Genomic DNA, 13961 nt, shown 5'->3' on the forward strand with positions numbered 1-13961 from the left:
TGCTCAGCGGCCGGCAGGGGCCTCCCCCGTTCCGCGCGCTGTCTCCCATCCGGACTTTCTGGGGGCGGACGAGCCGCACCCCAACCGTCGGCCCCGGATTTTCACCAGGTCCACCGTCCGGCCGAAGCCGTCCGGGTCGCGGGCTTACCACGGTCGGACCGTGGATCACCGCCGGTTCGGAATTTCACCGAGCCCCGCCAGCGCGTGGTGGGTACCCCGGAAGTCTTACACGTTCCGCGGCGACGCGCGCCACAGAGGCGAGCTACCTCACAGCAGGACCGCACGATCACGTAACTCCGCGACGCCTGTCCACCGCCACGTACGACCCGGGTTGGCTCTTGGCCACCGTCTTCATCTCGGAGGCCACGGCGATGGCCTCCAGCGGGTCGGTGAACCGCTTGCCGCTGTCGGACAGCGACACCCCGATGGAGAGGGTGACCAGGGCGGCCCGGCGGATGTTGCCCCGCCGGTCCTTCAGCTCGACGAAGCCGCGCTCCCGGTCGGTGGCGTCGTAGAGCGCGTCGGCGGCCTTCTCGAAGTCGACCACCGCGCGGCTGGTCAGCGGCCGGACCTGGGTCGGGGCGCAGACGATGACGAAGTCGTCGCCGCCGACGTGGCCGAGGAAGGCCGGCGGCAGCCCGATCGACACCACCGCCCGGTGCAGGCTGCGGGCCAGCGCGGAGATGAACTCGTCACCGCGGACGAAGCCGTAGCGGTCGTTGACGCTCTTGAACCGGTCGATGTCGACGTAGCCGACGGCGTAGTCGACGCCGCTGCGCACCCGGTCGGTGATCTCCCGCCGGATGCGGCTGTTGCCGGGCAGGCCGGTCAGCGGGGAGACCTCCCGGAACTCCTTGTTGCGGCGCAGCGTCGAGCTGACCCGGGCGACCAGCTCGGCGGTGTCGAACGGCTTGACCAGGTAGTCGTCGGCGCCCGCGCTGAGGCCGTTCACCTTGTCGGAGGTCATGCCCTTGGCGGTCAGCATGATCACCGGCAGCGCCGAGGTCATCGGGTCGGCGCGTAGCCGGCGGGTCAGCTCCAGGCCGTCGACGCGGGGCATCATCAGGTCGACCACGGCCAGGTCCGGCCGCTGCCGCTCGATCACCTCCAGCGCCTCCTGCCCGTCGGCGGCGTGCAGCACCTCGAAGCCGTGCAGGCGCAAGTTGAACTCGACGAAGCGGGCGATGTCCTCGTCGTCGTCGACGACCAGGATGACGTCGGGTCGGTCGCCGGCCGGGTCCATCTCAGGCCCCGGTCATCGCACGTTCCGCCAGGCCACGCAGGCGGCGTACCGCCTCGGCCGGGTCGTCCGCGCCGTAGACCGCGGTGCCGGCGACGAACGCGTCGGCGCCGGCGGCGGCGGCCTGCTCGATGGTGTCGGCGGCGATGCCGCCGTCGACCTCGATGCGCAGTTCCAGGTGGCCGCTGTCCACGTGCCGGCGGGCGGCGCGCACCTTGTCCAGCAGCGACGGCAGGAACCGCTGGCCGCCGAAGCCGGCCTTGATCGTCATGACCAGCAGCGTGTCGAAGTGCGGCAGCAGCTCCAGGTAGGGCTCGATCGGGGTGTCCCGGTCGATCGCCAGCCCCGCCTTCGCCCCGGCGGAGCGCAGGTCCTTCGCCAACGCCACCGGGTCGTCGCAGGCCTCGGCGTGGAACGTGACGTTGTACGCCCCGGCGTCGGCGTAACCCGGCGCCCACCGGCGCGGGTCGGTGATCATCAGGTGCACGTCGAACGGCAGCTCGGTGGCGGCCAGCAGGCTCTGCACCACCGGCAGGCCGATGGTCAGGTTGGGGACGAAGTGGTTGTCCATGACGTCCACGTGCAGCCAGTCGGCGGCGGACTCCACGGCGCGGACCTCGTCGGCGAGGCGGGCGAAATCGGCGGCCAGGATGCTGGGCGCGACGACGGGCGGCGGTACGGTCACCGGGTCAGTGTACGAATGCGGTCGCCGCCCGGCTGCGGCGCGGCACCACGAGGCACGGGCGGTGACCTCCCGGTCACCTCCGGTGCGGCATCGGCCCGTCCGGGTGGGAAATCGACACGAATAGTCGTCCGCCACTGGCCGATCGACTGAAAGGTGGCGAAACTCCTACAGGGACGGTCGCATATGCTGCACGCCCGGGCGCGGGGGACGCCGCACGGGCCCGCGGCGACCGGCTGCCATCACTCCGGCGAAGGGCGGACGATGCGACGGTTGCTCCACGCGCTCGCGCTGGGCGGCGCGATGACGGCGGTGCTCGCCGGTTGCGTCCAGTCGCACCGGGCCGACGGTGACCTCGTCGACGACTGGGCGGCGTTGCCGGCGCCCCGGCTCTTCGTCCCGGCCACCGACGCCTGCCTGCCGCGCCTGACCGCGGTGGTGCAGGCGGCCACGTACGAGACGGTGGACTGCGCGCGCAGCCACCTGGCCGAGGCGGTGCACGTCGGCACGTTCCGCGGGCCGGCGGCGCTGGGCGCCCGCCCCGAACCCGGTTCACCGGAGCTGCGCACCGCCCGGGCCGAGTGCGACCAGCGGGCCCGGGAGATGATCGGCGGGGACTGGCACGCCGCCCGGCTCACCCTCAACATCGCCCTGCCACCGGCGACGGCCTGGCTGGCCGGCGCCCGCTGGTTCCGCTGCGACCTCGCCGAGACCGGCAGCATCGACAACACCCGGCCGGTCAACCGGGTGGGCAGCTTGCGCGGGGCTTTGGTCGGCGACAACCCGCTGGTGCACCGCTGCTTCGACCCGAAAATGATCGGCGCGAACCTGAACTACATGGCCCCGGTGCTGTGCACCGAACCGCACCGGGCCGAGTTCGTCGGCGTCTTCACCGAACGCGACATGACCTGGGCGGCGTTCACCCGGGCCGCGCCGGCGGCGCACCGGCGGTGCATGACGCTGATCGCCGCGTTCGCCAACGTGCCGGACAACGCGGAGCTGCCCTACCGGGCCGGATCCATCTTCTATCCGCCGTCGCAGCGGGAGTGGGAGGAGGGCGACCGGGGGGTGCGGTGTTTCCTGTGGAGCGACGACCGCAAGCTGACCCGCTCGATGCGCGGCGCCGGCCCCGAGGGACTGCCCGTCATCTAGCCGCCGGTGCCGTATGCTGCGTCGCCGAGGCGTGCCGGTCGACCGGACGGCTCCGGACGGCGGGGAGGTCGATCGCGATGCGGCGATGGTGGGCGGCGGTCGCCGCGGGCGCGGTGACGGTGCTGGCGCTCGGCGGTTGCCGCGCGCCGGCCGGGGTCGACCGTGACCTGACCGACGAGTGGCCGGCGTTCGCCGCCCCGGTCGGTTTCGTGCCCGAGGCGGGCGTCTGCCACCCCACCGTCGCGGACGTGGGCTACCTCAGCGGCTACCAGCCGGTCGACTGCGCCACCACGCACCGGGTCGAGACGCTGCACGTCGGCACCCTGACCGGCCCGGACTCCGGGCGCTCCGCGCCACCGCGGGCCGGTTCGGCCGGCGTCCGCACCGCCAACGCCGAGTGCGCCCGGCGGGTGACCGGGGCGGTCGGCGCGGACTGGCGCTCCGGGCGACTGCAGCTCTCGGTGGTCTTCCCGTCGGCGCTGGCCTGGTCCGGCGGTGCCCGCTGGTACCGCTGCGACGTCGCCGAGATCGACGGCCTGGACGAGGGGAACGTGACCGCCCGCACCGGCAGCCTGCGCGGCGCCCTCAAGCCCGGCTCACCGTTGGCGCTGGCCTGCTTCAACCCCAAGCTGACCAAGGACGAGGTGCAGGCGATGCGGCCGGTCGCCTGCACCAGCCGGCACCACGCCGAGTTCGTCGGGATCTGGCAGGCGCCCGACATCAGCTACGCCGAGTTCGACCGCACCTCGCTGCGGGCGCACAAGGCGTGCCGGGGTTTGATCGCGAAGTACGCCAAGGCGCCCGACGACGGCACCATGCAGTATCGGGCCGGCACGATCATCTACCACCCGTTCGAGCAGCGGTGGCGCGACGGCGACCGGGGCGTACAGTGCTTCCTCTGGATCTCCGACCGGACGCTCACCCGCTCGGTCCGTGGCGCGGGCGCCAAGGCCCTGCCGATCAGGTGAGCCCGGGCGGGGTGGGCACCGGCCCACCCCGCCCGTCCGCGCTCAGCCGACCTGCAGCGTCACGTCGTCGACGACGAAGCTGGTCTGCAGCGAGGCGTCCTCGACGCCGGTCCACTTCAGCGTGACCGTCTGGCCCGCGTACCCGGCGAGGTTGAAGCTGCGCTGGGTGTAGCCGCTGGCCTTGTTCAGGTTCGAGTAGGTCGCCAGCGTGGTCGACCCGACCTGCACGGTCAGCTTGTCGTACGCGGTCGAGGTGGTGGTCTCGGCCGTGTCGATGTGCAGCCAGAACGCCAGCGTGTAGCTGGTGCAGCCGGCCGGCAGGGTCACCGACTGACTCAGCGTGTCGGTGTGCGACGAGCCGTACCCGTCCAGCCACGCCTTGTAGGAGCCGGTCCGGGCCGCCTGGCCGGAGTCGTTCGTGATCACGCCCGAGGTGGCCGTCCACGGCGTGCTGCCCGATTCGAAGCCGCCGTTGCCGATGAGCTGCCCGCCGGTGCAGCCGCCGCTGCCGCCGGTCACGGTGAGCGTGTAGGTGGCGGTGCGGGTGGCCGAGCCGGTCCCGGTGACGGTGAGCGTGAACGTGCCGGTGGTCGCCGAGGCGGACGCGCTGACCGTCATGGTGGCGGAGCCGCCGGAGGTGACCGACGACGGGCTGAACGCGACGGTCACCCCGCTCGGGGCGCCGCTGGCCGACAGCGCGACGGTCTGGGCGCTGCCGGAGGTGGTGGCCGTGCTGACCGTGGCGGTGGTGGAGCCGCCCCGGGCGACGCTGCCGGAGGTGGGGCTCACCGCGACGGAGAAGTCGTTGGCCGGGGTGCCGCCGCCGACCGCGAGCGCCCAGATGGTGTACGCCACGCCGTCGGCGCTGCGGTTGAGCACCGTCGTGTTGATGTTGCTGGTGGTGTCGCAGGAGCGGTGGTAGCAGCCGTCGTAGGCCGCGCCGGAGGTGCCGCCCCACTTGGCGGCCTGCGCCGAGGTCTTCTTGTAGCTGGCGCCGGCGGCGTAGCCGGAGGTCTGGATGCCCGCGTTGGCGAACGAGTAGTCGTCGGAGCGGCCCTGGCCCTCGGTGTTCTCCTCCGGCTGGATGCCGAACGAGTCCCAGTACGCCTTCAGCGGCGCGGCGGTGGCCGAGGTGATCCGGTTGATGAAGTAGCCGCCGTTGGGCGAGCCCACCATGTCGAAGTTGTAGTAGCCCTTGATGTAGCCCCGCTGGGTGGAGCTGAGCTGGTTGACGTAGTGCTTCGACCCTTGCAGCCCCTGCTCCTCGCCGTTCCACCAGGCGAACCGGACCCGCTTGGTCATGGTCGGCCGCTGCGCGGCCAGCACCAGGGCGTTCTCCAGCAGGGTGGCCGAGCCGGAGCCGTTGTCGTTGATGCCGGGGCCGGCGGAGACGCTGTCCAGGTGGGAGCCGAACATCACCACCTGGTCGGCGGGGCCCTGCGGCCACTCGGCGATCAGGTTGCTGCCCGGGTAGGTGCAGCTGGTGCAGGTCTGCTCGGTGACGGTGTAACCGGCGGCCTGGAGCTTGCCCTTGACGTAGCTGACCGACGCGGCGTAGCCCGCCGAGCCGGCCCGCCGGTTGCCGCCGTTGCTGCTGGCGATGGCGTTGAGCTGGGTGAGGTGGGCCTGGACGTTGGTCAGGGAGACGTCCGGGGCGGCGAGCGCGGCGGCCGGGGCGGGGGCGGGGGCGGGGGCGGCGGAGGCGGTGCCGGCCAGGCTCGCCGTCGTCAGGGTGGCGACGAGGGCGAGCGCGAGGCTCGTGGTCGGCGTGCTGCGTCTCATGGAGACTCCTCGGGGGAACGCGGGGGTGACGTACCGTTGACCGGTGATCGGAACAGTTACATGTATCGATCGCGCAGTCAATGTCCCGTCACATCCCACGACCCCCCTCCCCCGCCCGGGATGCACCCGCAGGTCTCCCCCGCTGATTCACCGAAAGAGTGGGCATGGCACCCGGAATGCGCCCACTTTCCGTGAATCAGCAGCGGGTGGGTGGGGCGGGGTCAGCCTCGGCGCAGGACGGCCAGGAACATCGCGTCGGTGCCGTGACGCTGCGGCCAGAGCTGCACCGTCGGACCGTCGCCGAGGCCCGGCATGCCGGCCGGCAGCAGCGGCCGGGCGTCGACGAAGTCGACCGGGAAGCCGCACCGCCGGGACGCCTCGGTCACCGTCACGTGCGTCTCCACCACATGCGGCGAACAGGTCACGTACGCGACCACGCCACCCGGACGGACCGCCCGCAACGCGGCGGTGAGCAGCTCCCGTTGCAGCCGGGTCAGCGGCGGCAGGTCCGACGGCTGGCGACGCCAACGCGACTCCGGCCGGCGGCGCAGCGAGCCCAGGCCGGTGCACGGCGCGTCGACGAGCACCCGGTCGAAGTGCCCCGCCGGCAGCTTCGGCTCGTCGCCGACGTCCCGCCCGTCGGCGTGCACCACGGTGACCGGCAGCCCGCGGGTGGCCTGCGCCACCAGTCGGGCCCGGTGCTCGGCCACCTCGACCGCGGTCAACCGCGCGTCGCGGGTCGCGGCCAGCGCGCCGAGCAGGCCCGCCTTGCCGCCCGGCCCGGCGCACAGGTCGAGCCACCGACCGTCCGGGCCGTCCAACGGCGCGTGCGCCAGCGCGTCCGCCACCAACTGGGAGCCCTCGTCCTGCACGTGCGCGCGGCCGTCGGCCACCGCCGCCAGCTCACCCGGCGCCCCGCCGGACAGGTAGACCGCGTACGGCGAGAACGCGCCGGGCGCACCGCCCACCTCGTCGGCCAGCGCCACCGCGTCGGCCCGGCCCGGCCGGGCGCACAGGTGCACCGGCGGGCGCTCGTTGTCCTCGATGAGCAGCCGGGTCGTCTCCCCCAGATCTCCGCCGAGCGCCTCGGCGAACGCCCGGACGATCCACCGCGGGTGGCTGAAGGCCAACGCCAGCCGGCCGACCGGGTCGGTCTCCTCGGCCGGCGCCAACCTCGCCACCCAGGCGTCGGCATCCCGGCCGGCGATCTCCCGCAGCACCGCGTTGGCGAACCCGGTGGCGCCCGGCCCCACGGTGCGGACCAGGTCCACCGTGGACGACACCGCGGCATGCGCCGGCACCCGGGTGTGCAGCAACTGGTAGGCGCCGAGGCGCAACGCGTCGCGCACCGGCGGATCGATCCGCTGCACGTCCCGGCCCGCCGCGTCGGTGACGATCGCGTCCAGCGTGCCGGTGTGCCGCAGCGTGCCGTAGGTCAGCTCGGTGGCGAACGCGGCGTCCCGGCCGCTCAACCCCGCCTCGCGCAGCATCGCCGGCAACACCAGGTTGGCGTACGCGTCGTCGCGGTGCACCGCCGCGAGCGCCTCGTACGCGACGTGCCGCGGCAGGTCCACCGCCGGTCGAGTCGGCCGCTGCCCGCCCCGCCGGTCGCCGCCGGAGCGGTCACCACCGCGCCGGTCCGACCCGGGCCGGTCGCCACGCTGACGGTCGCCGCCGGAGCGGTCACCACCGCGCCGGTCCGACCCGGGCCGGTCGCCACGCTGACGGTCGCCGCCGAAGCGGTCGCCGCCGCGCCGGCGATCGCCGTCCTCGCGCGCGTACCCCCGGGAACGCTCGCCCTCGACGGGCCGTTCCGGGCCCGTCGTGCTCACGCGAAACTGCCGTTCGTTCGCGACTGCGGGGCTCGCAACACCGGCTCACTCCTCGCGCTCATGTGAGAACCTCGCCGGCGGCGACCCGGGCGCCGCGCGCCCAGTCGCCGGCCGACATGGCCTTCTTGCCGGCCGCCCGCACCTCACCGAGCCGCACCGGCCCGGTCGCGGTGCCGACCAGCACCTGGGACTTCTCCACCAGCAGCTCGCCCGGCTTCAACTCCGGGCCGTTCGCCACCGGGGCGATCGGGCCGAGCTTGACCCGGTCGCCGCGGAACGTGGTCCACGGGCCGGGCGCCGGGGAGCAGGCGCGCACCCGCCGGTCCACCGCGAACGCCGGGTCGCTCCAGCGCACCCGGGCGTCCTCCACGGTCAGCTTCGGAGCCAGGGAGACCCCGTCGGCCGGCTGTGGCTCGGCCCGGGCGGTGCCGGCGCCGATCGCGTCGAGCACCGCGACCAGCAGCCCCGCGCCCGAGTGGGCGAGCCGCTCCAGCAGGTCGCCGGAGGTGTCGGCCGGCCGGATCTCGTCGGTGACGGTGCCGAAGACCGGGCCGGTGTCCAGCCCCGCCTCCAACTGGAAGACGCTGGCCCCGGTCAACTCGTCGCCGTGCAGCACGGCGTGCTGCACCGGCGCCGCGCCCCGCCAGGCGGGCAGCAGCGAGAAGTGCAGGTTGATCCAGCCGTGCCGGGGGATCTCCAGCGCCACCGGCGGCACCAGCGCGCCGTAGGCGACCACCGGCACGCAGTCCGGCGCGAGCGCGCGCAGCCGGTCGAGGAACTCGGGCTCTCGTGGCCGGGCCGGGGTGAGCACCTCGACGCCGTGCGCGTCGGCCCACGCGCCCACGGGCGAGCGGACCAGCCCGCGGCCCCGGCCGGCCGGGGCGTCCGGGCGGGTGACCACGGCGAGCAGTTCGTGACCGGAGGCGACGATCGCGTCCAGGGCCGGTACGGCAACCTCCGGCGTGCCGGCGAAGACCAGGCGCATCCGGGTCACCGCCCCAGGCCGAACGGGTTGTCGAGGGCATGCGGGCTCAGCTTGACCGTGGGCGGGGCGGCCTGGTCGTACCACTCCGCCTGGCGGATCGCCTTCATCGCCTCCTTGCGGCCGGCCGGGTCGAGCCGGTCGACGAAGAGCACCCCGTCGAGGTGGTCGGTCTCGTGCTGCACGCAGCGGGCCATCAGGCCGGTGCCGACGATCTGCATCGGGTCGCCGTGGGCGGTGAAGCCCTTGGCGATCACGTTCTGCCGGCGCTTCGTGTCGAAGTAGAGCCCGGGAATGGACAGGCAGCCCTCCGGGCCGTCCTGTTCCTCCTCGTCGGGGAACTCCAGCACCGGGTTGACCAGGTGACCGAGCACGTCGTCGACGTCGAAGGTGAACACCCGCAGGCCCACCCCGAGCTGCGGCGCGGCCAGGCCGGCGCCGTTCTGCTCACGCATCGTGTCGGTCAGGTCGGCGACCAGCTTGCGCAGCTCGGCGTCGAAGTCGACCACCGGGTCGGCCGGCGTGCGCAGCACCGGATCGCCGAACAGACGGATGGGCTGAACGGTCACGCGGCGGGGCTCCTTGTCTGGGACGGGCGGTGCGACGCCAGTCTACGGATTGGGCTCGTCGGCCTGCGCCTCGACCACGCCGCGCATGGCGGCGATCCGCCGCGGGGTGAACGCGCCGGCGGCCAGCCGGCGCATCCGGCGTCGGCTCCGCCGCGCCGGATCGGGCGGTCCCGTCGGTCGGCGCGAGCAACGCTCAGACGCCGGCGCCCGGCTCCCCGGCCAGCACCGGACCACCGCCGAGCAGCGCGTGCTCGGGCAGCGGCAGCGCGGTGCCGTGCGCGTCCTGCCAGTCGTGGATCAGGCTCGGCCGGGCCTGGGCGGCGAAGAAGTCCACCGCGCTCATCCCGCCGACCACCGGCTCGTCGACCTCGGCGACCAGCCGGGCGGGAACCAGCGGGACGCCGCCGCGCACCGCGGCGCTGAGCCGCCGGTGCCCGTCGACCACGAAGAAGTACTCCCCGGTGTAGCCGATGCTCAGCGGCTCGACGGTCTCGTCGCCGGTGTGCTCCCCGTCCCAGGAGCCGCGCAGCTCGGCGACGTCCTCGGTGGGGTAGACCCGGGTCGGGTCGAGCAGCAGCAGCGGCTGGCCGGCGCGCAGCACGTCGGCGCCCAGCCGGCCCTCGTAGACGTCGACGACGTGCTGGATCACCTGCTCCGGGTTGGCCCGGGTGGTGTCGCAGACCAGGTCGTAGTTGCGCAACCGGGCCTTGTCCACGCCGTAGCGGACGATGAAGCGGTTGCGCTCGCTCTCGCTGCGCTCGCGCAGCTTGGCCCGCGCCTCCTCCAGCGTGGTGTAGCTCTCGGCCGGGCCGGAGGGGCGGGCGAGCACCCGCCGGGCCGCCTCCGTCGGCTCGGTGATCATGTGCACCTTGAGCGCGTCGGTGAAGAAGTGCCAGGCCAGACGGGAATCCATCACCAGCGACTCGCCGGAGGCGGCGATGTCCCGCTGGAGCTGGTCGACGTAACCGTCGACGGCCTGGTCCAGCTCGGCGTGCAGGTTGAGCTGGAGCGCGGTCATCTGCCGCTCCTGCGCCATCTGCCGGTAGAGGTCGCCGACGCTGACCCGGCGCAGGCCCAGCCGCTTCGCGATCTCGACGGAAACGGTGCTCTTGCCGCTGCCGAGGTCACCGTTGAAGACGATCGACTGACGAACGGTCACGACTGGTCCACCCCTGCTCACCGGCTGACTGACGACATCGAATCCGTGTGGCCCGACGTGCCCGGAGCGACCGTCGCGCCGCGTCCCGCGCGGAAATCCCGCACGACTGGGCATGACGGGCGATGCTATCACCGCGCGCTGTCTAATTGCCGGACCAGGTGTGCGGCAAACCCCAGCTCACGACCGTGTGCGAGGGGGTGGGTGCGTTCGGTCACGGGGCGGCGCCGATCAGAACAGGCTGAGCGGATCCACCTGGAGCCGGACCGGGTCGGCTGCCTTGCGGGCGCTGCGCTGCCCGGCCGCGACGTGCAACGCCTCGGCCAGCGCGGCGGCCCGGGCGCGCGGCACCCGCACCAGCATCCGCTCCCGGCCCTCGTCGGCCGGCACCGGGCCGAGGAGCTCGGCGTCGTCGGGCAACCGGGCGCCGGCCAGCAGGTCGGCCACCGCGTCGGCCGCGCCGGTGACGCTTGCCATCCGCACCGCCGGTGGGAAGCCCAGCTCGCGGCGCTCGGCCAGCTCCCGTTCGGCGAACCAGGCCGCGTCCCACCGCAGCAACGCCTGCACCGGGGCGAGCGCGCCGTCGGCGACCACCACCACCCGGCCGCCGGCCGCGCCGGGACGGGCCAGCGCGGCCCCGGCCAGCCAGCGACGCAACGTCTCCTCCCCGGCGCGCAGGTCGGCGCGGGTGAGCAGCGCCCACGAGTCGAGCAGCAGCACCGCGCCGTAGCCGCCCTCGGCGACCGGCTCGGCGCCCGGGGTGGCGATCACCAGTCCGGCGCCGCCGGGCACGCCGGCCAGCACCTCCTCGCGCCCGGAGGTCCGCACCGGCACGCCCGGGAACGCCCGGCCCAACTCCTCGGCGGTCCGCCGGGCGCCGGTGACCGAGGCCCGCAACCGCCGTCCACCGCACTCCGGGCAGGAGTACGCGGCGGCGACCCGACCGCACCAGCGGCAGGCGGGCGTGCCCTGGGCCGACGGCAGGCCGAGCGGACCGGCGCAGTGCGGGCAGCGGGCCGGGGCCCGGCAGTCGGCGCAGGCGATCGAGGGCAGGTAACCGCGGCGGGGCACCTGGACCAGCACCGGCAGGTCGGCGCGGAGCGCGTCGCGGGCCGTGGTCCAGGCCAGGCTGGGCAGTCGGGCGGACGCCGCGCCCGGGTCCCGGGCCAGCTGCGGATCGTCCCCGGTGGGCGCCATCGCCGGCATCCGCGCCCGCACCGTGGCCCGGTCGGCGACGACCTCCCGGGCCCAGCCGGTCTCCACCAGCAGCTGCGCCTCGGCGGTCCGGGCGTAGCCGCCGACCAGGGCGGCCGCGCCGGTGAGCCGCGACCGGGTGAGCAGCACGTCGCGGGCGTGCGGGTAGGGCGCCCGCGGCTCCGCGTGCAGGTCGTCCCCGTCGTCCCAGACGGCCACCAGGCCGAGCCGCTCGACCGGGGCGAACATGGCCGCCCGGGTGCCGATCACCACCGGCACCTCCCCGCGCCGGGCGGCCAGGAAGGCCCGGTAGCGGCGGGCCGGCCCGGCGGCGGCGGCGAGGCAGGCGTGCCGGCCCGGGCCGAGCACCGCGGTCAGGGCGGCGTCGAGGCGGTCCAGGTCCCGGCCGTCGGCCACCACCACCACGGCGCCCCGGCCGCCGGCCACCGTCGCGGCCACCGCGTCGGCGTACCGGTCGGCCCAGTCCTCCCCCGGCAGGGCCGACCAGACGGCGCGCGGCGCGCGGCCGTCGGCGAGCGCGCGCAGCAGCGCCGGCCCGGCCGGGTAGTCCCGCCAGCCGCGCGGGTCGAGCGGGACGTCCGGGCCGCGACCCGCGCCGGCGGCGGCTCCCGGCCCGTCCACGCCGGCGGTGCGCGACGCGGCTTCAGCGGCAGCTGTCCGGGTGTCGTCGGTGGTCGGGGCGGTGGTCGGCGCGTCGCTGGTCGGGACGGCGGCCGGCGCGTCGGCGGCGGTGACGGACCGCTCGGCGCGGGCGTGCCGCGGCGGCACGGCCAGCCGGAGCACGTCGGCGAGGCTGCCGGCGTACCGGTCGGCGACCGCCCGGGCCAGCCGGGCCACCTCCGGCGAGAGCACCGGCACCGGGGAGACGACCTTCTCCAGGTACGCCAGCTTCGGGTGGTCGGACTCGGCGACGCGCTCCAGCAGCCAGCCGTCGACGAGCTGCCCGGCGAAGCGGACCTTCACCCGGACCCCGGGCCGGGCCTCGGCGTCCAGCGCCTCGGGCACCAGGTAGTCGAACGGGCGGTCGAGGTGCGGCAGCGGCACGTCCACGCAGACGCGAGCGACCGGCGACCCCTCGGCGGGTCGCCGGTCGCGGCGCGTGGCGGTGGTCAGGCTCCCGCGGCCGACTTGAGGTCGGCGGCCCGGTCGGTGCTCTCCCAGGTCAGGTCCGGCAGCTCGCGGCCGAAGTGGCCGTAGGCGGCGGTCTGCCGGTAGATCGGGCGCAGCAGGTGCAGGTCCCGGATGATGGCGGCCGGACGCAGGTCGAACACCTCGGCGACGGCCTTCTCGATCGAGGCCACCGGCACCGTCTCGGTGCCGAACGTCTCGACGAACAGGCTCACCGGATGCGCCTTGCCGATCGCGTACGCGACCTGCGCCTCGCACCGCTCGGCCAGCCCGGCGGCGACCACGTTCTTCGCCACCCACCGCATCGCGTACGCCGCCGACCGGTCCACCTTCGACGGGTCCTTGCCGGAGAACGCGCCGCCGCCGTGCCGGGCGTACCCGCCGTAGGTGTCCACGATGATCTTCCGGCCGGTCAGCCCGGCGTCACCCATCGGGCCGCCGATCTCGAACCGCCCGGTCGGGTTCACCAGCAGCCGGTAGCCGTCGGTCTCCAGGCCGAGACCCTCCAGCTCCGGGGTGATCACGTGCTCCCGCACGTCCGGGGTGAGCAGCGACTCCAGCGAGATGTCCGCCGCGTGCTGGCTGGACACCACCACCGTGTTCAGGCGCGCCGGGCGCAGCCCGTCGTACTCGATGGTCACCTGGGTCTTGCCGTCCGGCCGCAGGTAGGGGATCGTGCCGTCCTTACGCACCTGCGACAGCCGGCGCGCCAGCCGGTGCGCCAGCGCGATCGGCAGCGGCATCAGCTCGGGCGTCTCGGAGCACGCGAAGCCGAACATCATGCCCTGGTCGCCCGCGCCCTGCGCGTCCAGCGCGCTCTCCGACCCACCGGTGCGCAACTCGAAGGCGTTGTCCACGCCCTGGGCGATGTCCGGCGACTGGGCTCCGATCGACACGCTCACTCCGCAGGAGGCGCCGTCGAAGCCCTTTTTCGACGAGTCGTAGCCGATCCCGAGGATGGTCTCCCGGACGATTGTCGGGATGTCGGCGTACGCCTTCGTGGTCACCTCGCCGGCGACGTGCACCTGCCCGGTGGTGATCAACGTTTCCACCGCGACCCGGCTGTGCGGGTCCTGCTCGAGCAGCGCGTCGAGAATGCCGTCGCTGATCTGGTCGGCGATCTTGTCCGGGTGGCCCTCCGTGACCGATTCGGACGTGAAGAGACGTGTCACGGCACTCCTAAGCATGTGAGGACTTGGAAAGGTCGCTGGGCGGCAGTTTAGTCGCCCCTGTCGCGCTGTGGCCCCGGGAACGT

11 protein-coding genes and 1 riboswitch are annotated in these 13961 nt (G+C 74.3%); of the genes, 2 read left to right on the top strand and 9 right to left on the bottom strand.

Annotation, left to right across the window (positions count from 1 at the left end; translation table 11 throughout):
- Positions 1-33 precede the first annotated feature (33 nt).
- A riboswitch (FMN riboswitch) is annotated at positions 34-206 on the bottom strand.
- Positions 207-286: 80 nt separating this feature from the next.
- Positions 287-1243, bottom strand: coding sequence for a response regulator (locus AB0H28_RS21555; RefSeq protein WP_358042869.1), 957 nt, complete (start codon positions 1241-1243; stop codon positions 287-289).
- 1 nt (position 1244) lies between these two features.
- Positions 1245-1925, bottom strand: coding sequence for a ribulose-phosphate 3-epimerase (gene rpe, locus AB0H28_RS21560; RefSeq protein WP_358042872.1), 681 nt, complete (start codon positions 1923-1925; stop codon positions 1245-1247).
- A 261-nt stretch (positions 1926-2186) separates the two neighbouring features.
- Here rpe and AB0H28_RS21565 point away from each other — a divergent pair, with 261 nt between their 5' ends.
- Positions 2187-3074: a septum formation family protein gene (locus AB0H28_RS21565; protein ID WP_358042874.1), complete on the top strand. Its 888-nt coding sequence runs from the start codon at positions 2187-2189 to the stop codon at positions 3072-3074.
- Between the two features lie 77 nt (positions 3075-3151).
- Complete coding sequence (locus tag AB0H28_RS21570; RefSeq protein ID WP_358042877.1) at positions 3152-4042, top strand: septum formation family protein; 891 nt, start codon at positions 3152-3154, stop codon at positions 4040-4042.
- Between the two features lie 42 nt (positions 4043-4084).
- On the opposite strand, the gene AB0H28_RS21575 is transcribed toward AB0H28_RS21570, so the two are convergent.
- The 7 genes from AB0H28_RS21575 to metK all read right to left on the bottom strand — a co-directional run bounded on the left by AB0H28_RS21575 (position 4085) and on the right by metK (position 13878).
- Positions 4085-5824 carry a M28 family peptidase gene (locus AB0H28_RS21575; protein ID WP_358042880.1) on the bottom strand — a complete coding sequence of 580 codons (1740 nt, stop codon included), beginning with the start codon at positions 5822-5824 and terminating at the stop codon, positions 4085-4087.
- 221 nt (positions 5825-6045) lie between these two features.
- Positions 6046-7656: a transcription antitermination factor NusB gene (locus AB0H28_RS21580; protein ID WP_358042883.1), complete on the bottom strand. Its 1611-nt coding sequence runs from the start codon at positions 7654-7656 to the stop codon at positions 6046-6048.
- Positions 7657-7714: 58 nt separating this feature from the next.
- A complete protein-coding gene (gene fmt, locus AB0H28_RS21585) occupies positions 7715-8641 on the bottom strand; it encodes a methionyl-tRNA formyltransferase (RefSeq protein ID WP_358043107.1) in 927 nt (308 codons plus the stop codon).
- Between the two features lie 5 nt (positions 8642-8646).
- Positions 8647-9207, bottom strand: a complete 561-nt coding sequence (gene def, locus AB0H28_RS21590; RefSeq protein WP_358042886.1) for a peptide deformylase — start codon at positions 9205-9207, stop codon at positions 8647-8649.
- 193 nt (positions 9208-9400) lie between these two features.
- Positions 9401-10366, bottom strand: a complete 966-nt coding sequence (locus tag AB0H28_RS21595) for an AAA family ATPase (RefSeq protein ID WP_358042889.1) — start codon at positions 10364-10366, stop codon at positions 9401-9403.
- Between the two features lie 228 nt (positions 10367-10594).
- Positions 10595-12628, bottom strand: coding sequence for a primosomal protein N' (locus AB0H28_RS21600; RefSeq protein ID WP_358042892.1), 2034 nt, complete (start codon positions 12626-12628; stop codon positions 10595-10597).
- 59 nt (positions 12629-12687) lie between these two features.
- Positions 12688-13878, bottom strand: coding sequence for a methionine adenosyltransferase (gene metK / locus AB0H28_RS21605; protein ID WP_358042894.1), 1191 nt, complete (start codon positions 13876-13878; stop codon positions 12688-12690).
- Between the last annotated feature and the right edge of the window lie 83 nt (positions 13879-13961).

This window comes from Micromonospora sp. NPDC050980 (assembly GCF_040653835.1).
In the GTDB taxonomy this organism is placed as follows: domain Bacteria; phylum Actinomycetota; class Actinomycetes; order Mycobacteriales; family Micromonosporaceae; genus Micromonospora.